We start from the raw sequence: 24,665 nt of genomic DNA, 5'->3' as shown, positions 1-24,665 counted from the left end.
TTATACGGAGGAATACCCAAGTCTGGCTGAAGGGATCGGTCTTGAAAACCGACAGGGGTGTCAAAGCCCGCGGGGGTTCGAATCCCTCTTCCTCCGCCATATCTAATTTAATTATCATCGCGGGGTGGAGCAGTTCGGTAGCTCGTCGGGCTCATAACCCGAAGGTCGCAGGTTCAAATCCTGCCCCCGCAACCAAAAAATGGTCCGGTAGTTCAGTTGGTTAGAATGCCTGCCTGTCACGCAGGAGGTCGCGGGTTCGAGTCCCGTCCGGACCGCCATTTATAAAAAGGCTCGGTAGCTCAGTTGGTAGAGCAACGGACTGAAAATCCGTGTGTCGGCGGTTCGATTCCGTCCCGAGCCACCATTTAATTTAATATTGTTTTGGCGGTTGTGGCGAAGTGGTTAACGCACCAGATTGTGGCTCTGGCACTCGTGGGTTCGATTCCCATCAATCGCCCCAAACAACATGCGGGTGTAGTTTAGTGGTAAAACCTCAGCCTTCCAAGCTGATGTCGTGGGTTCGATTCCCATCACCCGCTCCATTTTTATATTGTCATGGGCCTGTAGCTCAGCTGGTTAGAGCGCACGCCTGATAAGCGTGAGGTCGGTGGTTCGAGTCCACTCAGGCCCACCATGATGATTTTTCCACAGTAGCTCAGTGGTAGAGCTATCGGCTGTTAACCGATCGGTCGCAGGTTCGAATCCTGCCTGTGGAGCCATACGGAGAAGTACTCAAGTGGCTGAAGAGGCGCCCCTGCTAAGGGTGTAGGTCGTGTAAGCGGCGCGAGGGTTCAAATCCCTCCTTCTCCGCCATAAGGCCCGTTGGTCAAGCGGTTAAGACACCGCCCTTTCACGGCGGTAACACGGGTTCGAATCCCGTACGGGTCATTAAAAAAACCTTGCATACTATGCAAGGTTTTTTATTATGCGTTCATAGTGTAAATGGTAAAAGACAAGTATGTGGCAAAAGCGCTCCATAATAAATAAGGAACCAGAAGCCAGGCTGAAGCTTTACTGTATTTACCGGCAATGAGCAACAGAATGAGTGTAGTCACAGCCACAAGCAGGCAATCGATAGATGCAGCAAGCAAATTTTTCTGTGTGAATTGAAAATAGCTGAATCCTTGATTCACGATATAATTGATGAGAAGCATCACCCAAAAAGCTTTGGATTCTTTACATGAAAACTTTGCGTATATCAAGGCTGCTGAGAGCGAAATAAGCGCAAACAAAACCGCCCATATGATGCCGATCACTGATCCGCTCGGCGTCCAGTCAGGTTTTTGCAGCGCGTCATACCATTCCCGGTCGATGGGAAAGAGAACCCCCGCTAAAGAAAACAAGACATATGTAATGATAAATACAATAATCGCACCGATATACTTCTTTTTCATTTGTTCCCTCCGTCATTCAATGTCAATACGTTAGTTCCCTTTTTTGGAAAGATTAAACCTTTTAAAAGGTTTATGCATCATTAAGTGTATGAGTTTTCAGTGTGAAAATGCAGCAAACCATTTATTTGTATTCAAAAACCCCGGCAGGCCGGGGTTTTAATCAGCATGAAGATCGCCAAAGGTCGTCATAATTCCTTCTTCGTCCAGTTCCTGTTCATATTTTTCGTGTGCTTTGCTTGGATACACGGAAATGTTTTTTCCGGTAATATCTGTCGCGATAAAGTTTTCATAATCCTCAGCATAGCCGATGTTTTCTTCTGAGTTCATTGTCATATCCCCATAGCTGAGCGGAGGATCTTCTAAATCCTGAGGCGTTTCTGAGTTTCCGTATTCCTCAACATCCTGATAAGCATCTTCACTATCGTAAGCCGCCCGGATTGATTCATCATCATCAAATTCAAACTGTCCGAACGGTGTTTCCTCTTCAATCGGCCTGTCTTTGGAAACGGCATCCTGCGAGGAATATTCCGCCAATGTCGTAGCCGTCGGCAGAGCTTCGAGTCTGTCATAAGGAATGTCCTTGCCGCTGACTTCACATGTGCCGTATGTGCCGTTTTCAATTTGCTTCAGAGAGTAATCAATATCGCGAAGGTGCTCTCGTTCATGGTCGAGCAGAGCCAGGTCTTTTTCCCGCTCGTATAATTCGGTCGCCTGATCGCCGGGATGATTGTCATAGGAAGACAATTCGCCGGATGACTGATACGGGAATTCATCAGCTAACTGAAATTGATCATTTTCTTTAAAGCGGCTCAAAATATCATGTCTGGCTTCTTCTAATTCTTTTTTTAAGTGTGTGATCTGTTCGTTTGTAAGCACATTAATCCCTCGTTTCTATGTGATACTTACTGTTAGTATGAACGCTTTTGCGCAGAAAAATGGTGGATAAAAATAGTCATTTTCCCATGAGGAAGTAAAAGGATACAGTGATTGCCGAGAGTGGGGAAAGAAAATTCAAGTTTGTTTCTTTATTCATTTGCGCAAAAAGGTTTATAATAAGAAATGCAGGCATTTTGTCGTGCTCAAATCTGTGTGTTTGACACAAAGTCATCACAGGTGTATTGTATTAAAAGCATTTAACGGATTATGGAGGAATGTCTCATGGTGACAACGGTGCAGCATACGTTCCGAGAGGAAGCAGATCATGCATTACATAAAGCCAAACAAGTCAACCATGCTGTCTTATTGAGCTATTCAAGACGTATTGCGTCTTTAGACCCTCTATCATTTTTCAAAGACGGAGCAAAAAAATATAAAGGCAAACGATTTTTTTGGTCAGAACCCGGTAGTGAATTAACAATAGTCGGTCTTGGCACAGAAGCGCTGTTCCAATCGAATGAAAAAAATGGAAAGCGTTATCACGACGTTTTTGAACAATGGGAGCGCTTTAAAAAGACGGCTTTTCATATTCATGAAGAAGAAGAGGCGGCGCATACCGCGGTCGGCCCTGTCTTATTCGGCGGTTTTTCATTTAATCCCGCTGAAGAGAGAGGAGACGAATGGAACGGGTTCGAAGAAGGACTGTTCTTTATCCCCTCACTCATGCTGACAAAGACGGCAGATGGTGATTATTTAACCGTCAATCAATGGGCGGCAGACGGTAATCAGGCAGAAGATACGCTGAAACGTCTGAAATCTTTTTCGGAAGCTTTTTCAGTTTCTTCAATCGAGTATGAAGAATATCCTGTTTTAACAAAAGCGGAAGAACTTGATGTGGAAAACTGGCTTGAAGCCATTAAAACAGCAACAAATGATATGAAAGCAAATCAATATGATAAAGTCGTGCTGGCAAGGGAAGTCGTTTTGTCATATGATGGGCCTATTCCGGCGGAGAGCGTTGTCCGCAAGCTTTTGACGGACCAAACGACAAGCTATGTTTTTGCGATTGAGCAGGGAGATAAATGCTTTGTCGGCGCTTCACCGGAACGGCTGATCAAAAAATCCGGCAAAGACGTCATGTCTACCTGCCTGGCAGGTTCTATTAAGCGCGGAGAAAGTCAACAAGAAGATGACCGTCTCGGCAAAGAGCTGCTGCATGACGAAAAAAATCTCGCGGAACATGATTTTGTGGTTCAGATGATACACGATTCTTTCTTGTCGAGCTGCAGCGATGTGAAAAAGCCTGCAGGTCCGCAATTATATAAAACAAAAAGTGTTCAGCATCTATATACACCGATCACAGGCCATCTTAAAACGTCCGCTTCCCTGTTTGATTTAATTGAAAAGCTGCATCCCACACCGGCATTGGGCGGAGCTCCCCAGCAGAAAGCTGTTGAAGTTATCGCTGATATTGAACCGATGACACGCGGATGGTACGCGGCCCCGATCGGCTGGATGGACGGCAGGGAAAACGGAGAATTTGTCGTGGCTATCCGATCAGGGCTGATTGAAGGCAAAAGTGCGCGGCTTTTCGCAGGCTGCGGCATTGTTGAAGATTCAGATCCGCAATCAGAATATGAAGAAACACAAATTAAACTAAAGCCGATGATCTCTGCTTTAGGAGGTGAAAGGCTTTGACAAACCCGATTACACATTATATCGGAAGCTTTATTGATGAATTCGCCCTATCGGGTGTCACCGACGCGGTTGTTTGCCCGGGATCGAGGTCAACTCCCTTGGCGGTTTTGGCGGCGGCCCACCCGGATATTCAAGTCCATATACAGATTGATGAACGATCCGCAGGTTTTTTCGCACTCGGTCTTGCAAAAGCCCGCCAGCGTCCGGTCATGCTGATTTGTACGTCAGGAACGGCGGCGGCTAACTTCTATCCGGCCGTGATTGAAGCTCATTATTCAAGAGTGCCTCTTATTGTCCTGACTGCTGACCGGCCTCATGAATTGAGGGAAGTGGGGGCGCCTCAGGCGATTAACCAGCATTTTCTGTTCGGTAACTTTGTTAAGTTTTTCACAGACTCGGCTCTGCCTGAGGAAAATCCTCAAATGCTGAGCTATATCAGAACATTGGCCGGCAGAGCCGTAAGTGAAGCCGGGAAGCGCCCGATGGGGCCGGTCCATATCAATGTGCCGCTCAGAGAGCCTTTGATGCCGGATTTATCAGCCGCACCTTTTGAAAGAATGAGAAAGGGGCGGCACGTCTCAGTCACAACAGGGATTCAGTCAGCTGCTCAAGACTCTCTCTGTCATATTACAGAGCGTCTCGCGGGTACCGAAAGAGGTATGATCGTCTGCGGCGAAATTTACGGTGAAGCAGAAAAGCAGCAAATCATCGCGCTTGCCGAGATACTTCAGTTCCCGATTTTGGCTGATCCGCTTTCAAATCTCCGAAACGGGGAGCATGATAAGACGCTGATTATTGATGCTTATGACTCGTTTTTAAAAGATGAAGAAATAAAAGAGGCGCTGCGTCCGGACGCTGTGATCCGCTTCGGCCCGATGCCGGTTTCCAAACCGCTCTTTTTATGGCTCAGAGATGATCCTGCCATTGAGCAGTTTATCGTCGATGAAGACGGAGGATGGAGAGATCCCACCCAGGCCGGCGCGCATATGATTCATTGCCATCCGTCTGTGTTTTTGGAAGCGGTCCGTTCAGCTGAAACCGGAAAACGGCCGTCCGGATGGCTTGAGAAATGGCAGTTTGTCAATGAGCGGTTCCGGAGTCATTTACAGGCCGCGAGCATGGATGATTTATCATTTGAAGGAAATGTATATCGTCAGCTTCAGCACCTTGTCCCTGAAGGCAGTTCGATTTTTGTCGGCAACAGCATGCCGATTCGCGACGTGGATACGTTCTTTGAAAAACAAGATCGTTTCTTCCGTGTTTATGCCAACCGCGGCGCTAACGGAATTGACGGAGTTGTCTCCTCGGCTATGGGACTGTGTGAAGGTACAAAAGCTCCTGTCACGCTTGTCATTGGAGATTTATCGTTTTACCATGATTTAAACGGGCTGTTAGCGGCTAAAAAACTTGGAATTCCGCTTACGGTTATTTTAATAAACAATGATGGCGGCGGGATTTTCTCGTTTTTGCCGCAGGCATCTGATAAGACTCATTTTGAAGAACTGTTCGGTACGCCGACGGGCCTTGATTTCCAGCATGCCGCCGCACTGTACGGCGGGACGTATACTTGCCCTGAGACATGGGAGGCATTTAAGGATGCGTATCAGCCGCAGGCGGACAAGCCCGGACTTCATATAATCGAGCTGAAAACAGATCGGACATCAAGAGTTCAATTCCATCGCGATCTGCTGCAGGCCGCAGTGCGGGAAGTGAAAAAAGAATGGAAACTGTAACAGTTAAAACGGCCGACGGTGTATGCTATCGTGCTGCTGATAGCGGACACGAATCATCTGAAACTATTGTTTGTCTGCATGGATTTACGGGCAGCAAAGAATCATGGATGTTTTTACGCGGCATGTTTCCCGGCGAACGAATGGTGATGATTGACTGCCTGGGTCACGGGGAGACAGACGCGCCTGTGCAAGCGGCAAGGTACAGTGCGAGCCGGCAGGTTGCGGACCTTGCCGCCGTTTTTGACCAATTAAAACTTCACAAAGTGAAACTTATTGGTTATTCTATGGGGGGAAGACTTGCGTATTCCTTTGCACAGGCATTTCCGCATCGGGTGTCAGCGCTTGTCTTGGAAAGTACAACTCCGGGCCTCAGCACGCTTCAGGAACGCAAAAAGCGGATTCAGTCAGACCGGAAGCTTGCTGACTTTATATTGCGGGAAGGTATAACATCGTTTGTCGATTATTGGGAGGGCATTCCGTTGTTTGCCACGCAGCTTTCTCTGCCGGACAGCATAAAGGCGTCCATCCGTGCCGGCAGGCTGAAAAATAATCCGTCCGGACTTGCAGGCAGCCTGCTCGGAATGGGGACGGGCTCACAGCCTTCCTGGTGGGAGGCATTACACCGCATCAAGGCGCCCGTTCTGCTCATATGCGGAGAATGGGATGAAAAGTTTTGCGTTATTAATCAAAAGGTGCATAACCTGCTCCTATCAAGTAAAATAGAGGTTGTCAAAAAGGCGGGGCACACGGTACATGTGGAACAGCCGCGAATTTTTGGTAAGATAGTAAGTGAGTTTTTATACGGCTTATAAAGCATAAAGAAAATAGCTTTTCGGCCGGACTCAGGCAAAAATGAAGGAGGTCATATCAATGGCTGCAGAATGGAAAAGTGAACGTCAGTACGATGAAATCCTGTACGAGACGTATAACGGTATTGCAAAGATAACAATTAACCGCCCGGAGGTACATAACGCATTTACTCCTAAGACGGTATCAGAAATGATTGACGCGTTTGCTCGTGCGCGTGATGACTCCAATATTGGTGTCATCGTTCTAGCGGGAGCGGGAGATAAGGCATTCTGTTCAGGCGGAGACCAAAAAGTCCGCGGTCACGGCGGATATGTCGGAGACGATCAGATCCCGCGTCTGAATGTGCTTGATCTTCAGCGTTTGATCCGCGTGATTCCTAAACCGGTCGTAGCGATGGTATCAGGCTATGCCATCGGCGGAGGCCATGTGCTTCATGTCGTCTGTGATTTAACGATTGCGGCCGATAACGCGATTTTCGGCCAAACCGGACCGAAAGTGGGAAGCTTTGATGCCGGTTACGGCTCAGGTTACCTGGCGCGTATCGTCGGACATAAGAAAGCCCGTGAAATCTGGTACTTGTGCCGTCAATACAACGCGCAGGAAGCGCTCGACATGGGGCTTGTCAATACAGTTGTCCCATTAGAGAAACTTGAAGAGGAAACAATTAAATGGTGTGAAGAAATGCTTGAGAAAAGCCCTACAGCCCTTCGTTTCCTTAAAGCGGCATTTAACGCTGATACAGACGGCCTCGCCGGAATTCAGCAATTTGCAGGAGATGCAACGCTTCTTTATTACACGACTGACGAAGCGAAAGAAGGCCGCGATTCCTTTAAAGAGAAACGCAGTCCCGATTTCGGTCAATTCCCTCGTTTTCCGTGATCAGATGACACTACGAAACAGCTTGAGCCGCTCTGGTCCAAGCTGTTTTCTTTTCAAAAACAGTACTTTTACCTCGGAGATGATAACATGCTGACAGAACAGCCGAATTGGCTCATTCAAAGGGCTCAGCTGACACCAGAGAGAATCGCTCTCATATTTGAAAACAAACAGATGACATTCAGAGAATTATATCATGCTTCTAAACAAATGGCCGCGCGGCTGTCCAAATACTGCTCGCTTAAAAAAGGAGACCGGGCCGCGATTTTGCTTTCTAACAGACCGGAAATGGTTTATGCCGTTCACGCCTGTTTCTTATTAGGGGCGGAAGCTGTGCTGTTGAATACGAAGCTCTCAAAACAGGAACGGATGTTTCAGCTCAAAGATTCACAGGCTAAGCTTTTATTGACGGAGGACGGTTTTTGCCGTGAAGAATATGAATCTGCGGTCGCCGCTGCGGACGTGGACGAGCTGCAGGCTGAAGAGGCGGGAGACATTGAACCTGAAGCTCATGTAACGCTTGATGATACGGCGACTCTTATGTATACGTCAGGAACAACGGGAAGGCCGAAGGGGGTGCAGCAGACTTTCGGTAATCATTATTCCAGCGCTGTATCGTCTGCGCTGAATCTGGGGGTCACGGAGCGGGACCGCTGGCTTATTGCGCTGCCGCTGTTTCATATCAGCGGTCTGTCTGCGCTGTTTAAGTCGGTCATTTACGGCATGCCTGTCGTGCTTCATCAAAAATTTTCTGTCACTGATGTGCTGGACAGCATCAGCTCCCATCAGGTCACGATCATTTCAGCGGTGCAGACCATGCTTTCGGGCCTGCTTGCGGAAACTGAACAATGTCCTGAATCACTGCGCTGCATTCTGCTTGGCGGGGGTCCGGCACCGCTGCCGCTCCTTGAAGAATGCCGCAGGAAACAATTTCCGGTATTTCAATCTTACGGCTTGACTGAAACCTGCTCACAGATTGTCACGCTTTCTCCGGAATTCAGTATGGACAAGCTCGGCTCGGCCGGTAAACCGCTATTTTCATGCGAAATTAGAATTGAAAAAGACGGAAGCCCTTGTGCGCCGTTTGAACACGGTGAAATTACGGTGAAAGGCCCGAACGTAATGAAAGGGTATTACCATCGTGACGACGCAAACCAGGCCGCTTTTCATAATGGATGGTTTAAAACGGGCGATCTTGGCTATTTGGATGATGAAGGGTTTTTATACGTGCTGGACAGGCGGTCGGACCTCATTATTTCAGGCGGAGAAAACATCTACCCGGCAGAAGTGGAAGCGGCGCTGCTTGCCCATCCGGCTGTAGCGGAGGCCGGTGTTTCGGGAGCCGAAGATCCGAAATGGGGGAAAGTGCCGCATGCTTTTCTCGTACTGACTTCTTCTGTCAGTTCTGAGGAGCTGACCGCCTTTTGCCGTGAGCGGCTTGCTAAATATAAAATACCGGCTGCTTTTTTCAAGGTTGACGGGCTCCCGCGGAACGCGTCCAATAAACTGATGAGGCATCGGCTGAATGAGCTTCGTAAAGGAGAATTGTCATGATTAAGATTGAAAAAATCACCCTTTATCATGTAAGTATGAGGCTGAAAAAACCGTTTAAAACAAGTATTGAAACGCTGCAGGACCGTAAATTTTTGATCGTGGAAGCGATCGATGAAACCGGGAGAACCGGCTGGGGGGAGGTATCGGCGTTTTCTTCTCCGTGGTATACAGAAGAAACGATTCAGACATGCGCGCATATGCTGAGAGATTTTTTCATCCCAAATGTCGTAGGCCGCGAGTTTTTCCATCCGTCAGAAGTGCCTGACAGTCTCGCGCGTTTCAAAGGAAACCGCATGGCAAAAGCGGGGCTTGAATCAGCCGTGTGGGATCTATATGCCAAGAAAAAGGGGATATCTCTCGCAGAAGCCTTAGGGGGCAAAAGAGATAAAGTGCCCGCCGGCGTGGCGGTGGGTCTGGCTTCGGCTGATGAGATGCTTCGGGAAATTGAGCAATACGTAAAAGAAGGTTATCAACGTATAAAAATAAAAATTCAGCCCGGCCATGACGTTGATCTGGTCAGATCCATCCGCAGCCGTTTTCCGAACGTACCGCTGATGGCGGATGCCAACTCGGCATATGAACTGAAAGACATCAGCAGGCTGAAAGAGTTGGATGAATTCCAGCTCATGATGATAGAACAGCCGCTTCAGGCAGATGATATTGTCGATCACCGCCACCTGCAGAAACACTTGAGAACCGCGGTATGCCTTGATGAAAGCATATGCTCATATGATGACGCGAGGCGGGCGATTGAGCTTGGGAGCTGTAAAATCATTAACATAAAACCGGCGCGTGTAGGAGGCCTGACAGAGGCTTTAAAAATACATGACTTATGCAGAGAGCATCACATGCCGGTTTGGTGCGGCGGAATGTTTGAAACCGGCATTTCGAGAGCGCAGACAGTCGCGCTTGCTTCGCTGCCGCAATTTACGATACCGGGTGATATTTCCTCATCAGACCGATACTGGGAGGAGGATATTGTCACTCCCGACATACGTATCGAAGAGGGATTCATCTCTGTTCCGGACGGTCCCGGACTGGGTGTTGAAGTCAATCAGGAAATAATGAGAAAATACGTCACGCAAATGGACGTTTTTACGACAAACAATTGATAAAAAGACATTTCAGCGAGTTGAGCTGCCTGTATGCTGCTGTTATATTGAAATTGTTCATTATCACCCCTTCCCCCGTTTGAACCGGCTGTATCAGCCGGTTTTTTTAATAGGCGAATGCGATGATTTTTTTATTCTTCAAACAGTGTCGGCTTTACATCGCAGGTGTTGCTTTCTGGCTGGGGCAAACATGTACATCTTGATAAAAAATTCTGTGCTTGTCATGAATGCGATACTGATTGTACCGCCTACAGCCGCCTAGACTGACAAACCGCCTTTCTTCCATGCTTTTCATCAGCGCGATTTTCCCCGGCTCAGGGGCTGATTTCAAAAAGGCTTGCGGCGCGGAAATGAAAAAGAGCTGTATAAAACAGCTCTTTTCTTTTATAAATCATGCGGTTTAAAGGTTTTGCAATCCGTTTCTTCACTTTTTTCAGCGGTTTCGCCTGTATGGCTGACTACATAAATCGCGTCGGCCGTGCATTTGTTTCCTCTGCCCCAATATGAACAGTTATTGACTTCACACAGAATTTTTTGGTCCATGCTGGCTCCCCTCCAAGATAAAAGGTACGCCATTAGTATGAGCCGCCCTGATTTTTGTTATTCCTCCTGGCGGATATAACGTCTGTCTTTCATAAAGAGCTTCCAGAAGAAATAAAACCCGGGAAACAAAATGATGAAAGCGACGATATACGTCATAAACAGCGCCCTGAAGGTTGCCGGCTCCGTAAATCCTGACATGACCGTAATATCCGGATAAATCATATAAGGAAGATGAGCCCGTCCGTATGCATAGCTTGCCAAAAAGTATTGAAGCGCAATGGCGATCATGGCGATTCTCGGTTTGCCGAGGTTGCGGCCGAAGCGCTTATTCGGCAAAAACAGAGCCACGCCGGCAATGATAAATGTAATGACAGACAGAATGAGCCATGTCTTGTCTTTCATCATCCCCGTATACAGCCAGCCGGCTTCAGAGCGTAATGTCAGCATAATGAAGAAGGCAAACAGAAGCGACAGCGGCCCTGTTATTAAAGAGCTCCGTCTGTAGATGCGGTACGCATGCTCCTCTTCCGCAACATTTGAAAAATCGGCCAGAAGCAGTGAAGATAAAAATAAAGTGCTTAAAATGGCAAAGCCGATAAACGCATACGCATTAAGGCTTGTAAAGACATTTGCCAAATTCAGTTGATACACTCCGCCCGTCTTCTCAATAAACCCTCCGTGTGTGACCGGAAGGACCAAAATCAGCACAGCGGGAATAATGAAGCCTGAAATTCCGGAGATATATCTCATGATTTTTCTTTCCTTCGCGGTATTGGAGAAGACGAGAAAGCCGCTGCGGATGGCTAAGAGCAGCAAAATAATACTTCCCGGAATCAATAAAACGGTTCCCAGCACGAAGGTTGCCCCTGGAAAGAAGCTGAATAGGGCGACAACGATCGCGACGATAAAGACGTTGGTCACTTCCCATGTCGGGGACAAATAACGGTTGGCGATGTTTGTCGCCTTTGTTTGTTCTCTATTTAAATAGATCATCGACCAAAAGCCGGCTCCGAAGTCCATCGTTGCCATGACCGCGTAGATAAACACGAAGCCCCATACGATTGATATCGCAATGAGAGCATCCATGGTAATGTCCATTTCAATTCAGCCCTTTCTATTGTTAGGATTCCGCCGCTTTTACATCCTCCTCAACAGGATGTTTGCGGAAATAGTAAAGCAGCACATAAATGACTGCGGCTGCTAAAATGGCGTAAACGACCGTAAACAGGATGAACAGCAAACCGATTGAACCGGTTGTCGTGACGACATCAGACGTTTTCAGGAGATGGTAAATCACCCATGGCTGCCGCCCCGTACAAGCGAATATCCACCCGAATTCAATTCCGATCAGACTGAGCGGTCCTGCGGTTAAAAATAAAATCAAAAGCCAAGTCGGAAAGCTGTCTTTCTTTAAAATTTTTCTCCACACGATGCCGATGATGGAGTACAAAATGAGCAGCATCCCGATGCCGACCATTCCGTTAAACAGTGTATGGATGAATAAAGGCGGCCACTCGTCTTTCGGAAACGCGTTCAATCCTTTGACGACGGTATCAAAGCTGTTTGCGGCCAAAAAGCTTAAAGCCCACGGCACTTCTATCGCCCATTTTACTTTTTCTTCTTTTGCATCAGTAAAACCCCCGATCGCAAGCGGAGCGTGTGATCTAGTTTCAAACAGCCCTTCTGCGCCCGCAAGCTTCTCAGGCTGGTATTCGTAAAGAAGCTGGGCTGACTCGTGACCGTTTAAAGAGGCAAGAATGGAGAATATCCCGCCGATCGTTAAGGCGAGCAGCAGCGCTTTTCGGTGAAAGCGGTATACCTGCTCCTGTTTTCTCGTTCTCAGCATTTTATAAGCCGCTACTGACGCGACGATAAATGCACCGGTCATGAAAGCCGTCAGAACGACATGGCCCGCGGTGGTGAAAAAGCTTGGATTAAAAAACGCTGCCCACGGTTCGACGTCAGTGATTTTGCCGTTTAAAATTTTAAAACCGGCCGGCGTTCCTTCAAATGCGTGAACATTTGTGATTAAGACGGCTGATGCCGCGGCGCCGATCAAAACGAAAATAACGGCAATGATGCGCATCGCCGGAGTCAGCCGATCAGCGGCGTAGACATAAATGGACATAAACAGCGCTTCGATAAAGAAAGCATAAATTTCAATCTGAAACGGAAGTGACATCACCCTGCCGATGACTTCCATGAATCCGGGCCACAAAAGGGCAAGCTGTGTACCCGCGATCGTTCCGGTCGGTATCGCCACGCCGAGCAGAACAGCCTGCGCCTTCGTCCACCTTTTCGCCATAATGGCATAATGCGGATCTTTTGTTTTTTGATAAATCAATTCAGCCATTAAAATCATCAGAGGCAAGCCGACACCAAGCGTCGCAAAAATAATATGAAAGCCCATGGTTGTCCCGAACAGACTTCTGGCTAATACTAAATCATCCACGATCATAAACCGCCTTTCTAAATTACCGTTTTATGTAATGTGATTATATTATTTGCTGAAGCGATTAGATTATTCTTCCGATTCCATATATGTGCAGGGTTTAGAAATCAAGGGATCAGGGCATATATGATTGACAAGCGCCTATTTAAGGTTTAGAATAAAACGTAATTATTACGATTTAAGAAAGGGAGATCAGCATGAAAAAAGATATTCATCCGGATAACCATCAAGTGATTTTTCAAGATGTGAACAGCGGCTACCGCTTTTTAAGCCATTCTACGAAAACGTCAGAGGAAACGGCAGAGTGGGAAGACGGAAAAACATACCCGCTGATTAAAGTAGAAGTCAGCTCAGATACGCATCCGTTTTATACAGGCCGCCAAAAATTCAACGAAAAAGGCGGGAGAGTCGAACAGTTCAACAAAAAATACAATATGGGGAAATAAGACAAGCCCAATGGGGTTTGTCTTATTTATTGAGCACTTTGTCATCTTGTGCGGGGAGTGACGAAATGACCCGCCTTATGTTATATTGTGAATAAAAAGGCAGAAAGGAAACACCAAGATGAGTCTTCTAAACGATATTATGCAATTTAATGAGCAGTTCACTAAAAACAAAGATTATGAAAAATACCAAACATCTAAATTCCCGGATAAAAAGATGGCGATTTTGTCCTGTATGGACACACGTCTTGTAGAATTGCTTCCGCATGCGATGAACATGCGAAACGGCGATGTGAAAATTATTAAAAGTGCCGGCGCGCTTGTCGCCCACCCGTTCGGAAGCATCATGCGCAGCCTTTTAGTCGCTGTATACGAATTAAACGCTGATGAAGTCTGCGTTATCGGCCACCATGATTGCGGCATGAGCAAAATCAACAGCGAGGATATGCTTGATAAAATTATCGACCGCGGTATTCCGAAAGAGCGGATTGACATGCTGAAGCACTCAGGTGTTGATCTTGATCAATGGCTGAAAAGCTTTGATTCAGTAGAAGCGAGTGTTACAGACAGCGTAAACGTCATTAAACACCATCCGCTATTCCCTGACAATGTCCCGGTGCACGGTCTGGTGATTGATCCTGAAACCGGTAAACTGGATCTGGTGATCGACGGCTACCAGCATATGGACTAATGTTTTTGTTTTTTGTCCGGTACGGGATCAACACCGCCCGGATGAAAAGGGTGGCACTTTAAAATCCGCTTCAGTGTCAGCCATCCGCCTTTTAATGCGCCGTGAGTCTTGACGGCTTCGATTCCGTACTGCGAACACGTCGGATAAAAGCGGCATGACGGCGGCGTCAGCGGAGAGATGAACTTCTGGTATCCGCGGATTAACGCAATCATTATGGTTTTCATCAAAAAACCACCTTTCTGATGCTAGTATAGAAAAAAAATTTCAGATTGAAAAGCTTCCGCCACAATTCTTATCGGAAAACTGTGTTATAATGGATGCATATTCTGAAAAAAAGGGAGTGCCATTATGCCTTCAGTAGAAAGTTTTGAGCTTGACCATAATGCGGTTGTGGCTCCGTATGTAAGACATTGCGGAGTGCATAAAGTCGGAACAGACGGCGTCGTGAATAAGTTTGACATTCGCTTCTGCCAGCCGAACAAACAGGCGATGAAGCCGGATACGATTCATACGCTTGAGCACTTGCTTGCGTTTACGATTCGCACACATTCTGAGAAATACGATCACTTCGACATCATAGATATCTCACCGATGGGCTGCCAGACAGGCTATTATCTTGTTGTCAGCGGCGAGCCGACAGCGGAAGAAATTGTAGACCTGCTTGACGCTACGCTGAAAGAAGCCATCGATATTACGGAGATTCCGGCGGCCAACGAAAAACAGTGCGGCCAGGCGAAACTTCATGATTTAGAAGGCGCGAAACGTCTGATGCGTTTCTGGCTGTCACAAGATAAAGAAGATTTGCTGAAAGTGTTCGGATAAAAAACAGGCCTTTTTGCTGACATGCAAAAAGGCTTTTTTACATATTTCTAAAAAATGTCACACCTTATGTGTAAGCGTTTGCTAAAATAGAAGCAAACATGAAGGAGTGATGGGATGAAACGGGCTGTATTGGCAGGTATGTGCGGTATGGTATTTCTATTATCTTCCTGCGGGGGCAATTCGGACAAAACCTCCGCGGATGAAGAGCCTAAAGCGCTTGAGGTCAAGCTTACAGGACCGGAAACGGCAGCACCGCATGAAAAAGCGGAATACAAGGCGGAAGTTTTTTACGGCGGCAAGCGTGTCACGGATGCGGATGAAGTCATGTTTGAAGTATGGAAAGAAGGAAAAAAAGGCAGCAGCAAAACAAGCAAGGCCAAGGAGGAAAAAGGGGCGTATCACCTGCGGACTGAATTTGATGAAGAGGGTGTGTATACCGTTCAATCCCACGTAACGGCAAAACAGCAGCATAATATGCCGACTGTAAAAGTGCGTGTCGGGAATGCTGAAGCTGCCGATGATTCCTCCGGCCATGAGGAACAGACGCATCATCATTAAGGATTTTTTTTATCCGTCAAGCCTTTTGATGCGTCCTCCGGCGGGTCAATCGTATGTTTTACATTATAAGCTCTTACAGTCGACCAGATGGATAAAAGCAGCACGGCGAGCACGATAAGAAAGCCGAAGCTCAGAAGAAGCACCATGAAATCCCTCCTTTTTAACAAATCATAACATATTTTCCATCCGTAAAATCAAGGGCTAAAAATTTATGTTTTAACACACGATATATAGGGTATATCAATAGTAAACCAAAGGAGGAAGATAGGCATGTCAGAAAAACTATTGGATGCAGTCAATAAGCAAGTTGCAAACTGGACGGTCATGTACGTGAAATTACATAACTATCATTGGTACGTCAAAGGGAAGGACTTTTTCACATTGCATGAAAAGTTCGAGGAGCTGTATAACGAAACGGCTACATATATTGATGATCTGGCAGAACGTCTGCTGGCATTAAACGGCAAGCCGATCGGCACAATGACGGAATCATTGAAGACAGCGTCTGTAAAAGAAGCGGAAGGCAATGAGAGCGCAGAACAAATGGTACAGAACATTTATGATGATTTCACTGTCATTGCGGAAGAGCTGAAAAGCGGCATGGATCTCGCAGATGAGGTAGGAGACGAAACGACCGGTGATATGCTGCTTGCCATTCACCAGAATATCGAAAAACATAACTGGATGCTGAAAGCGTATTTGGGATAATCAACAAGGGAAGACCGGGGCTATAAAGCACTCGGTCTTTTATTTGGCTGCCGAAGAGAGGTGTTGTCCATTTTTCTGAAAAATCCAGTCCGTTCCATTCACTTTTCATAGAATAATGTAAGGCCGTTTCTGTGAAAGGATGTTGGATCAAGTGGGCAAAGACTTTGGCATCTTTTCGTTTTTTGCAGTGATCGTGTCGGCAGCGGGGTTTTTCTTCGGAGGTTTTCAGTATTCGTTTCTGATTTTGCTATCGGTTATGGCGATTGAGTTTATCAGTACAAGCTTAAAAGAATCTCTTTTGCAGCAGCTGAGCGCAAGAAAGCTTTTTGCGCGGCTGGTCAAAAAAATCGTGACCCTGGCATTAGTCTCAGTTTGCCATTTTTTTGACCAGCTGCTTCATACCGAAGGCGCCATCCGTAATTTGGCTATCATGTTTTATATCTTATACGAATCGGTTCAGATCGTGATTACGGCAAGCTCGCTGGGCATACCGGTTCCGCAGGTGCTCGTCGACCTATTGGATACCCTGAAAAATAAATTCAAGCGCAAACCGTAACATTTGCTTCAAAGGAGGCTATACTAGCGGGTATGATGGTTTTCCTCTGAATTTTTGATAAAGGGCTTCCGAACAAACGCAACTGTGGTATGATGTATGGAAGATACGAAGGAACGGATTAGAGGGATAAACATGTACGAGTTTAAAGACTATTATCAGAACACTGTTCAGCTCTCCTTTGAACACCAGCCTTTTTCAGACAGCCCGAAGCACGTATGGGTCATATGCCGATATGGAGATAAGTGGCTTTTGACTGAGCACGAAGACCGGGGGTTTGAATTTCCGGGCGGAAAAGTGGAGCCGATGGAATGTGCGGAGGAAGCGGCCCTGCGCGAGGTGAAAGAAGAAACCGGCGCCGCGGTAAGACATCTGAAGTACGTCGGACAGTATAAAGTTCTCGGCAGGGAAAAGGTAATCGTGAAGAATATTTATTTTGCCGATATTGAAAAGCTTGAACAACAGGCTGACTATTTTGAAACAAAGGGGCCGGTGCTGTTCAGCGAACTGCCGGAGAATCTCCCGCGAAATAAAAAATTCAGTTTCATTATGAAAGATTCGGTGCTTCCGATCAGTCTGAAAAAGCTGAAAGAGGACGGCGTATTCCAATCATAAAAACGAAGACCCGGCGTTTACGCACGGGTCTTTTTTAAATTTTTCCTTTCGTCCATTTTCTTTCTAACAGTTCGACTCCCTGATACATCAATGTCGCAAAAATCGCGATGATCAGAAGGCTTAAGAACACAAGAGTGAAATTGAAGACCTGGAATCCGTAAATGATCATGTAGCCCAGACCTTTTTCGGAAACGAGAAACTCGCCGACGATGACACCGACCCAGGATAAACCGACGTTCACTTTAAGCGCGGAAATAATCGCGGGGGCGCATGCCGGCAGAATGACTTCTTTAAACATGATGCTTCTTTTTGCTCCGAAGGTTTTCATCACTTTAATATAGTTTTCATCCACTTCCTGAAAAGCCGTAAAGACGACGATTGTCGTGATAATGACACTGATGACTGCTCCCATGGCGACAATGCTTGTGAAATTCGGTCCGAGTGCCACGATAAGAATCGGTCCGAGTGCGACCTTCGGCATCGCGTTTAAAATGACGAGGTACGGGTCTAAAACCCGGGCGAGCCTGTTTGACCACCATAACAGAGCGGCGAGGCATGTGCCGAGGAGCGTGCCGAGCAAAAAGCCGAGAACGGTTTCTCCTAAGGTTACGCCGATGTGCGCCGCAAGGGATCCGTCCGCAATCTTTTCAACTAAAAGCCTGCAAACGGCGGAGGGTGAGCTGAAGATTAACGGATCGATCCAGCCCGCCCTGCTCGATATTTCCCAGCCGGCAAAAAATACGATGAAAATGGCGGCCTGATACGCACGGATCCGGAGCTTTTCTTTTTGGTGTCTTTTCTTAAACTGCTGATGAAGCTGTTCAATCGTGCCGCTGCTGTTTTTCAAGGGAATTCAGCTCCTTCCATATGGTTTGAAACAGCGGCTGAAAGGCCGGATCCTGACGCGCGTCAAACGGATCTAAAGCCGCGAGCTCCTTAGGCACGGTGAATATTTGGTGGATGGTGCCCGGCTGATTCGAAAATAAATAGATCGTATCGCTCATGGCGATGGCTTCACCGATATCGTGGGTGACGAGCACGGCGGTTTTTTGAAAATCCTTTAATGTTCTGAAGACAAGATTTTCCAAAGAAAGCTTCGTTTGAAAGTCCAGCGCGGAAAACGGTTCATCAAGGAGCAGCAGTCCCGGGTCCGGCGCAAGAGTTCTGGCAAGTGCCGCCCGCTGCCGCATCCCGCCTGACAGCTCTTTCGGGTATTTCTTTTCAACGCCGATTAATCCGAGCTTAGGCAGAAGGCTGAGAACTTCAGCTCTTTTTTCTTCTGTTAATGTTTTTGAAATGTGTAAACCGAGCAGCACGTTTTCCTCAATTGATTTCCAAGGAAATAAATAATCCTGCTGAAGCATATAACCGATTTGGTGTTCTTTATGGTTCGGCACACTTCCTTCAATCAGCACCCGGCCTTGCGCAGGAGTAATAAGGCCGGCCAGAATGGACAGGAGTGTTGTTTTTCCGCATCCGCTCGGTCCGAGAAAGGAGATGAAATCCCCTTTTTCAATCTGAAAATGTATATCTTTCACGGCGGTTGTCTTTTCTTTCAGCGAGAAATAAGTATGTGTTACATGATCCACATGTAAAAAAGACATTCATGTTCCTCCTATTGTTCTGAGGTGACTTTTTTGGCGATTTTTGTGTTGACGAGTTTGCTGTACGGAATGTGTTTCGGGAGCTCTCCGGCTTCATCCATAATAGATTGAAGCTGTTCCCATTCATCCTTTTGCAGAACTGGGTCTGCAGAGAATGACTTTTGTTTTTTATATCGCTCTATTGACGTTTCGATAATGGCCGGATCGGTATCGGCAAATTCCTTCTGAATCGTTTTTGCGATGTCTTTAGCCGGATGGCTTTCCACCCATTGCTGGGCGCGATAGATGGCGCGGGTGAATTTTTCCGCCGTCTTTTCATTGGTTTTCAAATAACTTTCTTTTGCCATAAAGGTTGTGTATGGCATTTGGCCGGAAGCTTCTCCGAAGGATGCGACGATATGGCCGATGCCTTCTTTTTCAAATTGGGATGCCGTCGGTTCAAACAGCTGCACATAATCACCCGTTCCGGATGCGAATGCGTTGGAAATATTGGCGAAATCAATGTTTTGAACGAGGTTAATGTCTTTTTTCGGCTCTATGTGATTCTTTTTCAGGACGTACTCACCGGCCATTTGGGGCATGCCGCCTTTTCGCTGGCCGAGAAATGTTTTTCCTTTTAAATCGTTCCATTTGAATGATTTCTCATCCTTCCGTGACACGAGAAATGTGCCGTCCGTCTGTGTCAGCTGTGCGAAGTTGATGACCGGATCTTTTGCTCCCTGCGCCTCCACGTAAATGGATGTTTCAGAACCGACCAGCGCGATATCAGACCCGTTTGATAAAAGCGATGTCATTGTTTTGTCTCCGCCCCATGTTGTTTGAAGTGACACTTGGAGCCCTTCTTTTTTAAAGAAACCTTTTGCTTCAGCGACATACAGAGGCGTATAGAAGATGGAGTGTGTGACTTCCGCCACCTTTACCTTTGTCAGACTTTCTTCCTGTCTGCAAGCCGGAAGAATGAGCAGGAAAAAGGCGCATATGACAAAAACGCAGCCCGTTTTGAGCCATTTGTTCACGGTGTAACCTCCTTGTTTTAAGCGTTAAAATAACCTTTTCTGCTTTACATATCGTATGATGGGTATAAAAAATGTGTGAGTGCCCATATTCACGTTGGGAAAGAATAAAAAAACTGATGATATAAGGAGGCTCATTGTTTTGCTGGTAGAAAAGAAAAGGTTTCCGTCTCCGAGTCCGCATGTCCGCCTCTTTGCGGTGTGCTATGAGTCAGAAGGACTGAAGGTAAAGGGGCTCCTTGCCGAGCCTGCGGCGCCGGGAACATATGACGGTTTTTTATATTTGCGCGGCGGCATAAAAAATGTCGGCATGGTACGCCCCGGAAGAATCGTTCAATTTGCTTCCCAAGGCTTTGTCGTGTTTGCGCCTTATTACAGAGGCAACCAGGGCGGCGAGGGAAATGAAGATTTTGCGGGAGAGGACAGAGAGGACGCGTTTTCCGCTTTCCGCCTGCTTCGGGAGCATCCGAACGTCAGGGAAGGGCGGGTGCATATTTTCGGTTTTTCCCGGGGCGGTATCATGGGGCTTTTGACCGCGATTGAAATGGGGCATCAAGCGGCTTCGCTCGTATCATGGGGCGGTGTGAGCGATATGGTGCTTACTTATGAAGAGCGGAAGGATATGCGGCGGATGATGAAGCGGGTGATCGGGGGCACGCCGAAAAAGGTGCCGGATGAATACAGATGGCGTTCGCCGTTTGAAAAAGCAGACCGCATTCAGGCCCCTGTGCTGCTCATCCATGGAGAGAATGATGAGAATGTTTCGATCGAACACGCCCGAATGATCGAGGACAAGCTGAAAGAGGCGGGGAAACCGGTGAAAACTTGGTATTACAGCGGTTTTACGCATTATTTTCCGCCGCAGGAAAACAGACGCATTGTCCGGCGGCTGGCGGAATGGATGAAGACACGGTAAGATGCCTGATTTATGTTATGATAATAAAGAATAAGAGAATGAAAGGGGATTTTCATTTTGGGAATGCCTGTTGAATTTAATACCATGATTGTGACAAAAGGCAATGAAAAAAGGATAGAGGAAAATATCTTTTTATTGGAGAAAGAGGGCTACCGCGTCTATCCTCTTGATATTCCGATGGACGTGCGCAAAACGAAAACCGGCGAGAAATCCGGCACCGGCGAAGTCCAGAAGCTCGAATGGGCGAACGGCCGGACAAGCATTACATACAGACTCACGTCGCTTCATTCGACAAACTGAAAAAACAAAAGCCGAGGGCATAAACGCCCTTGGCTTTTTTGATTACACGAGAGGTCCGCCGGCTTTGGCAATCGAGTCCGCATGGGAAAACTTTTTAAAGTTTTCTTTAAACTCATTGGCTAAAAACAGCGCTTTTTCGTTGTATGCCTGTTTATCGCTCCATGTGTTTTCAGGCTGAAGAACTTCATCCGGAACGCCCGGAACATGAACGGGACTGCGCAGGCCGAAAATGCTGTCTGCCGTCATGTCAGTCTGGTTCAGTCTGCCTTCAATAGCGGCCTTGACCATCGCTCTTGTATACGAAAGTTTCATCCGTTCTCCGACTCCGTACCCTCCGCCGGTCCAGCCTGTGTTGACCAGGAAGACTTGAACGCCGTGTTCGTCGATTTTATGCCCGAGCATTTCGGCATATACATGCGCCGGAAGCGGAAGGAACGGTGAACCGAAGCACGTCGAGAAAGTCGTTTGCGGAGATGTCACGCCGCGCTCGGTTCCCGCGAGTTTACTGGTGTACCCGCTTAAGAAGTGATACATCGCCTGTTCCTTCGTCAGTTTGCTGATCGGAGGGAGCACGCCGAATGCGTCCGCCGTTAAAAAGACGATCGCCTGCGGATGGCCGGCAATGCTCGGCTGCACGATATTGCCGATCATCTCAATCGGATATGCGGCTCTTGTGTTTTCCGTGTAGAAGGAATTGTCGTAATCCGCTTCACCCGTTTTTTCATCAAGCACGACATTCTCAAGAACAGACCCGAAGCGGATCGCACGAAAAATCTGCGGTTCTTTTTCCTCGCTCAGATTGATACATTTAGCGTAACATCCGCCTTCAATGTTGAAAACGCCGGAATCTGACCAGCCGTGCTCGTCATCGCCGATCAGTTTGCGGTCCGCATCGGCTGAAAGCGTCGTTTTCCCTGTGCCGGAAAGGCCGAAAAACAGGGCGACATCGCCTTTTTCACCGACATTGGCTGAGCAGTGCATCGGCAGTATATCCTGCTGCGGAAGCAGGAAGTTCATAATGGAGAATATTGATTTTTTCATTTCTCCGGCGTATTCGGTGCCGCCGATTAAAATGACGCGCTTTTCGAAAGAGACAATGATAAATGTTTCCGAATGCGTGCCGTCTGTCTCGGGATCTGCTTTAAAATGCGGAGCTGAGAGAATGGTGAAAGGCTGCGCTTGCCTGTCTCTTTCATCCGTCTCCGGTCTGATAAACAGCTGGCGCGCGAATAAATTGTGCCACGCAAATTCATTTACGACCGTAATCGGGAGTCTGTATTTTTCATCCGCTCCCGCGAATCCTTCAAACACAAACAGTTCATCCCGCTGTTTTAAGTAGCTGACGACTTTGGCGTACAGCTTTTCAAATGCCTCTTCAGAAATGGGCTGATTCACCGCGCCCCAATCAATTTGATTTTCTGTGCTTTGTTCACGGACGATAAATTTATCTTTAGGTGACCGGCCTGTATATGCGCCGGTGGTGGCGCGTACGGCGCCCGTTGATGTCAGCGTTCCTTCATTTCGGCTGATCACTTTTTCGGTAAGTTTTGGAGCCGATAAATTATGATGCACATTCGGACTTGCAAGTAATGCTTGAAGATCTGCGGTTAAATCAACTAATTTCATAAAAACCTTCCTTTGCCGGTTTATTTGTATTTCGCTGAATGTGGAATTAGTATAACATATATCTGAAAATAGTCTATACTATTTGCGGTTTTTTGTTTGTGTTTTTCCATTGCTTCCCGAAATAAAGGCGCGTAATCGCTTTAATTCATATTGACACTTTCCGCCCTTTTACGATAAGATATTTCATTGAGCGGATACTCTTATCCCGAGCTGGCGGAGGGACAGGCCCGATGAAGCCCAGCAACCGGTTTCTCTGTAAAAAAGCAGGTGAAAACACTGTGGGAAACCAAGGTGCTAACCTGATGCAAGGTTTAATATTTTCCTTGAGCGATAAGAGTGAAAGGCACACAGACCAAACCCTTTCCTCGAGTGGAAAAGGTTTTTTTATTTCATAAAATATGCCAATTAACATTCTCTGATATAGTATGACATTGTATTAAGAGGGAGCGAGTTCCGTATCATATGAAAAGGTCTTGCAAAAGATCTTTTTTCAGGAGGAAAAGTAAATGAGTAAAAACCGTCGACTATTTACATCTGAATCTGTTACTGAGGGTCATCCGGACAAAATCTGTGACCAAATTTCTGACAGTATCTTAGATGAGATTTTAAAAAATGACCCGAACGCGCGCGTAGCCTGCGAAACATCTGTAACGACAGGACTTGTGCTGGTAAGCGGAGAGATTACTACATCAACATACGTTGACATTCCGAAAACAGTCCGTGAAACGATTAAAGAAATCGGCTACACACGCGCCAAATATGGATTTGATGCGGAGACTTGCGCTGTTTTAACATCAATTGATGAACAGTCTGCGGATATCGCAATGGGTGTCGATCAGGCTCTTGAAGCGCGTGAAGGCACAATGAGCGATGCTGAAATCGAAGCAATCGGAGCGGGAGACCAAGGCCTGATGTTCGGTTATGCGTGTAACGAAACGAAAGAGCTTATGCCGCTTCCGATCTCTTTAGCGCATAAATTAGCCCGCCGTTTGAGCGAAGTCCGCAAAGAAGACATTCTTCCGTACCTTCGCCCTGACGGCAAAACGCAAGTTACCGTTGAATATGATGAAAACAACAAGCCGGTCCGCATCGACGCGATCGTCATTTCAACTCAGCACCACCCGGAAATTACGCTTGAGCAGATTCAGCGCAATCTGAAAGAGCATGTCATTAATCCTGTCGTGCCTGAGGAACTGATCGATGAAGAAACAAAATACTTCATCAACCCTACGGGACGTTTCGTAATCGGCGGACCTCAAGGTGATGCGGGTCTTACCGGCCGTAAAATCATCGTTGACACATACGGCGGATATGCACGCCACGGCGGCGGCGCATTCTCCGGTAAGGATGCGACGAAGGTAGACCGTTCTGCGGCATACGCTGCGAGATACGTAGCGAAAAACATCGTGGCAGCAGGTCTTGCTGATTCTTGTGAAGTGCAGCTTGCATACGCAATCGGCGTGGCACAGCCTGTTTCTATTTCTATCAATACATTTGATACAGGAAAAGCTTCTGAAGAAAAACTGATCGAAGTCGTACGGAATAACTTCGACCTGAGACCTGCCGGCATTATTAAAATGCTTGATCTGCGCCGCCCGATCTATAAGCAGACAGCTGCTTACGGCCACTTCGGACGTCATGATGTGGATCTTCCTTGGGAGCGTACTGACAAGGCGGATGCGCTTCGCAAAGAAGCACTAGGAGAATAATTTTATAGCCGCTTACTTAAGCGGCTTTCCCTTTTTGTAGATGCTGCCATGCTTATTTT

The 24,665-nt window shown here is 47.0% G+C and carries 27 protein-coding genes, 10 tRNA genes and 1 riboswitch; of the genes, 26 read left to right on the top strand and 11 right to left on the bottom strand.

Features of this window, described 5'->3' with window-relative positions:
- Positions 1 to 6: 6 nt before the first annotated feature.
- From NYE68_RS16040 to NYE68_RS15995, 10 genes are all read left to right on the top strand, one after another.
- Positions 7 to 99, top strand: a tRNA-Ser gene (locus tag NYE68_RS16040).
- Between the two features lie 19 nt (positions 100 to 118).
- Positions 119 to 195: transfer RNA gene (locus NYE68_RS16035), tRNA-Met, on the top strand.
- Between the two features lie 6 nt (positions 196 to 201).
- Positions 202 to 278 (top strand) — tRNA-Asp (locus NYE68_RS16030).
- A gap of 10 nt (positions 279 to 288) precedes the next feature.
- Positions 289 to 364 (top strand) — tRNA-Phe (locus NYE68_RS16025).
- Between the two features lie 20 nt (positions 365 to 384).
- Positions 385 to 460 (top strand) — tRNA-His (locus tag NYE68_RS16020).
- Positions 461 to 468: 8 nt separating this feature from the next.
- A tRNA-Gly gene (locus tag NYE68_RS16015) sits at positions 469 to 542 on the top strand.
- Positions 543 to 557: 15 nt separating this feature from the next.
- A tRNA-Ile gene (locus NYE68_RS16010) sits at positions 558 to 634 on the top strand.
- 10 nt (positions 635 to 644) lie between these two features.
- Positions 645 to 719, top strand: a tRNA-Asn gene (locus NYE68_RS16005).
- 3 nt (positions 720 to 722) lie between these two features.
- A tRNA-Ser gene (locus tag NYE68_RS16000) sits at positions 723 to 813 on the top strand.
- Positions 814 to 816: 3 nt separating this feature from the next.
- Positions 817 to 888, top strand: a tRNA-Glu gene (locus tag NYE68_RS15995).
- Between the two features lie 35 nt (positions 889 to 923).
- Here NYE68_RS15995 and NYE68_RS15990 read toward each other — a convergent pair.
- Both NYE68_RS15990 and NYE68_RS15985 read right to left on the bottom strand, forming a co-directional pair.
- On the bottom strand, positions 924 to 1,394 hold the full coding sequence (locus NYE68_RS15990) for a tryptophan-rich sensory protein (RefSeq protein ID WP_020956249.1): 471 nt from the start codon (positions 1,392 to 1,394) through the stop codon (positions 924 to 926).
- A gap of 156 nt (positions 1,395 to 1,550) precedes the next feature.
- The gene (locus NYE68_RS15985) at positions 1,551 to 2,270 is read right to left on the bottom strand and encodes a TraR/DksA C4-type zinc finger protein (protein WP_015418067.1); all 720 of its coding nucleotides are present in this window, start codon (positions 2,268 to 2,270) and stop codon (positions 1,551 to 1,553) included.
- A gap of 282 nt (positions 2,271 to 2,552) precedes the next feature.
- On the opposite strand from NYE68_RS15985, the gene NYE68_RS15980 reads away from it, so the two are divergent.
- From NYE68_RS15980 to menC, 6 genes are all read left to right on the top strand, one after another.
- On the top strand, positions 2,553 to 3,968 hold the full coding sequence (locus NYE68_RS15980) for an isochorismate synthase MenF (protein WP_033574247.1): 1,416 nt from the start codon (positions 2,553 to 2,555) through the stop codon (positions 3,966 to 3,968).
- Entirely contained in the window at positions 3,965 to 5,701 is a 1,737-nt protein-coding gene (menD, locus tag NYE68_RS15975) for a 2-succinyl-5-enolpyruvyl-6-hydroxy-3-cyclohexene-1-carboxylic-acid synthase (protein ID WP_324636477.1), read from the top strand. Before NYE68_RS15980 ends, menD begins: the two co-directional genes overlap by 4 nt.
- On the top strand, positions 5,689 to 6,513 hold the full coding sequence (gene menH / locus NYE68_RS15970) for a 2-succinyl-6-hydroxy-2,4-cyclohexadiene-1-carboxylate synthase (protein ID WP_324636479.1): 825 nt from the start codon (positions 5,689 to 5,691) through the stop codon (positions 6,511 to 6,513). The genes menD and menH overlap by 13 nt, the downstream gene beginning before the upstream one ends.
- Before the next feature lie 58 nt (positions 6,514 to 6,571).
- Complete coding sequence (menB, locus tag NYE68_RS15965) at positions 6,572 to 7,390, top strand: 1,4-dihydroxy-2-naphthoyl-CoA synthase (RefSeq protein WP_015418063.1); 819 nt, start codon at positions 6,572 to 6,574, stop codon at positions 7,388 to 7,390.
- An 87-nt stretch (positions 7,391 to 7,477) separates the two neighbouring features.
- Entirely contained in the window at positions 7,478 to 8,941 is a 1,464-nt protein-coding gene (locus NYE68_RS15960) for an o-succinylbenzoate--CoA ligase (RefSeq protein WP_324636481.1), read from the top strand.
- The gene (menC, locus tag NYE68_RS15955; protein WP_007408844.1) at positions 8,938 to 10,053 is read left to right on the top strand and encodes an o-succinylbenzoate synthase; all 1,116 of its coding nucleotides are present in this window, start codon (positions 8,938 to 8,940) and stop codon (positions 10,051 to 10,053) included. Before NYE68_RS15960 ends, menC begins: the two co-directional genes overlap by 4 nt.
- 384 nt (positions 10,054 to 10,437) lie before the next feature.
- On the opposite strand, the gene NYE68_RS15950 is transcribed toward menC, so the two are convergent.
- Genes NYE68_RS15950 through NYE68_RS15940 form a run of 3 tightly spaced genes read right to left on the bottom strand, consistent with a single transcriptional unit; the run spans position 10,438 to position 13,048 of the window.
- Positions 10,438 to 10,596, bottom strand: coding sequence for a DUF1540 domain-containing protein (locus tag NYE68_RS15950; protein WP_007408842.1), 159 nt, complete (start codon positions 10,594 to 10,596; stop codon positions 10,438 to 10,440).
- A gap of 57 nt (positions 10,597 to 10,653) precedes the next feature.
- On the bottom strand, positions 10,654 to 11,694 hold the full coding sequence (locus NYE68_RS15945) for a cytochrome d ubiquinol oxidase subunit II (RefSeq protein WP_017418423.1): 1,041 nt from the start codon (positions 11,692 to 11,694) through the stop codon (positions 10,654 to 10,656).
- 22 nt (positions 11,695 to 11,716) lie between these two features.
- On the bottom strand, positions 11,717 to 13,048 hold the full coding sequence (locus NYE68_RS15940; RefSeq protein ID WP_015418060.1) for a cytochrome ubiquinol oxidase subunit I: 1,332 nt from the start codon (positions 13,046 to 13,048) through the stop codon (positions 11,717 to 11,719).
- Positions 13,049 to 13,245: 197 nt separating this feature from the next.
- On the opposite strand from NYE68_RS15940, the gene NYE68_RS15935 reads away from it, so the two are divergent.
- Both NYE68_RS15935 and NYE68_RS15930 read left to right on the top strand, forming a co-directional pair.
- Complete coding sequence (locus NYE68_RS15935) at positions 13,246 to 13,494, top strand: type B 50S ribosomal protein L31 (RefSeq protein WP_003152229.1); 249 nt, start codon at positions 13,246 to 13,248, stop codon at positions 13,492 to 13,494.
- A gap of 118 nt (positions 13,495 to 13,612) precedes the next feature.
- The gene (locus NYE68_RS15930) at positions 13,613 to 14,182 is read left to right on the top strand and encodes a carbonic anhydrase (protein WP_003152233.1); all 570 of its coding nucleotides are present in this window, start codon (positions 13,613 to 13,615) and stop codon (positions 14,180 to 14,182) included.
- Here NYE68_RS15930 and yidD read toward each other — a convergent pair.
- A complete protein-coding gene (yidD, locus tag NYE68_RS15925) occupies positions 14,179 to 14,406 on the bottom strand; it encodes a membrane protein insertion efficiency factor YidD (protein WP_003152235.1) in 228 nt (75 codons plus the stop codon). The genes NYE68_RS15930 and yidD overlap by 4 nt on opposite strands.
- 124 nt (positions 14,407 to 14,530) lie before the next feature.
- Here yidD and NYE68_RS15920 point away from each other — a divergent pair, with 124 nt between their 5' ends.
- Positions 14,531 to 15,004: an S-ribosylhomocysteine lyase gene (locus tag NYE68_RS15920; protein WP_003152237.1), complete on the top strand. Its 474-nt coding sequence runs from the start codon at positions 14,531 to 14,533 to the stop codon at positions 15,002 to 15,004.
- Between the two features lie 114 nt (positions 15,005 to 15,118).
- A complete protein-coding gene (locus tag NYE68_RS15915; RefSeq protein ID WP_015418059.1) occupies positions 15,119 to 15,562 on the top strand; it encodes a FixH family protein in 444 nt (147 codons plus the stop codon).
- Here the strand turns inward: NYE68_RS15915 and ytzI are convergent.
- Entirely contained in the window at positions 15,559 to 15,708 is a 150-nt protein-coding gene (ytzI, locus tag NYE68_RS15910; RefSeq protein WP_015240433.1) for a YtzI protein, read from the bottom strand. The genes NYE68_RS15915 and ytzI overlap by 4 nt on opposite strands.
- Positions 15,709 to 15,832: 124 nt before the next feature.
- On the opposite strand from ytzI, the gene NYE68_RS15905 reads away from it, so the two are divergent.
- The 3 genes from NYE68_RS15905 (at position 15,833) to ytkD (ending at position 17,438) form a co-directional block, all read left to right on the top strand.
- On the top strand, positions 15,833 to 16,270 hold the full coding sequence (locus tag NYE68_RS15905; protein ID WP_007408835.1) for a Dps family protein: 438 nt from the start codon (positions 15,833 to 15,835) through the stop codon (positions 16,268 to 16,270).
- Between the two features lie 151 nt (positions 16,271 to 16,421).
- The gene (locus NYE68_RS15900; protein WP_007408834.1) at positions 16,422 to 16,826 is read left to right on the top strand and encodes a holin family protein; all 405 of its coding nucleotides are present in this window, start codon (positions 16,422 to 16,424) and stop codon (positions 16,824 to 16,826) included.
- A 132-nt stretch (positions 16,827 to 16,958) separates the two neighbouring features.
- Positions 16,959 to 17,438: an RNA deprotection pyrophosphohydrolase gene (gene ytkD, locus NYE68_RS15895; protein ID WP_007408833.1), complete on the top strand. Its 480-nt coding sequence runs from the start codon at positions 16,959 to 16,961 to the stop codon at positions 17,436 to 17,438.
- 34 nt (positions 17,439 to 17,472) lie between these two features.
- Here the strand turns inward: ytkD and NYE68_RS15890 are convergent, their stop codons facing one another.
- The 3 genes from NYE68_RS15890 to NYE68_RS15880 are packed head-to-tail and all read right to left on the bottom strand — an operon-like array spanning position 17,473 to position 20,058.
- The gene (locus NYE68_RS15890) at positions 17,473 to 18,285 is read right to left on the bottom strand and encodes an ABC transporter permease (RefSeq protein WP_014418698.1); all 813 of its coding nucleotides are present in this window, start codon (positions 18,283 to 18,285) and stop codon (positions 17,473 to 17,475) included.
- Entirely contained in the window at positions 18,260 to 19,042 is a 783-nt protein-coding gene (locus NYE68_RS15885) for an ABC transporter ATP-binding protein (protein ID WP_003152246.1), read from the bottom strand. The genes NYE68_RS15890 and NYE68_RS15885 overlap by 26 nt, the downstream gene beginning before the upstream one ends.
- 11 nt (positions 19,043 to 19,053) lie before the next feature.
- Positions 19,054 to 20,058, bottom strand: a complete 1,005-nt coding sequence (locus NYE68_RS15880) for an ABC transporter substrate-binding protein (RefSeq protein WP_015418057.1) — start codon at positions 20,056 to 20,058, stop codon at positions 19,054 to 19,056.
- Positions 20,059 to 20,197: 139 nt separating this feature from the next.
- Here NYE68_RS15880 and NYE68_RS15875 point away from each other — a divergent pair, with 139 nt between their 5' ends.
- Entirely contained in the window at positions 20,198 to 20,971 is a 774-nt protein-coding gene (locus NYE68_RS15875) for a prolyl oligopeptidase family serine peptidase (RefSeq protein ID WP_324636496.1), read from the top strand.
- 57 nt (positions 20,972 to 21,028) lie between these two features.
- Positions 21,029 to 21,271 carry a DUF2584 domain-containing protein gene (locus tag NYE68_RS15870; protein WP_003152249.1) on the top strand — a complete coding sequence of 81 codons (243 nt, stop codon included), beginning with the start codon at positions 21,029 to 21,031 and terminating at the stop codon, positions 21,269 to 21,271.
- A 42-nt stretch (positions 21,272 to 21,313) separates the two neighbouring features.
- Here the strand turns inward: NYE68_RS15870 and pckA are convergent, their stop codons facing one another.
- Positions 21,314 to 22,897 (bottom strand): phosphoenolpyruvate carboxykinase (ATP), encoded by a 1,584-nt coding sequence (gene pckA / locus NYE68_RS15865; RefSeq protein WP_015418055.1) that lies wholly within the window; start codon positions 22,895 to 22,897, stop codon positions 21,314 to 21,316.
- A 197-nt stretch (positions 22,898 to 23,094) separates the two neighbouring features.
- Positions 23,095 to 23,234, top strand: a riboswitch (SAM riboswitch).
- 169 nt (positions 23,235 to 23,403) lie between these two features.
- On the opposite strand from pckA, the gene metK reads away from it, so the two are divergent.
- Entirely contained in the window at positions 23,404 to 24,606 is a 1,203-nt protein-coding gene (metK, locus tag NYE68_RS15860; RefSeq protein ID WP_003152253.1) for a methionine adenosyltransferase, read from the top strand.
- The last annotated feature ends 59 nt before the right edge of the window (positions 24,607 to 24,665 follow it).

Origin of the sequence: Bacillus sp. FSL R5-0447 (genome assembly GCF_038606125.1) — a bacterium.
Lineage (GTDB): Bacteria > Bacillota > Bacilli > Bacillales > Bacillaceae > Bacillus > Bacillus velezensis.
Note: the sequence above shows the minus strand (reverse complement) of the source record. Positions and strands in the feature narration are given on the sequence as shown.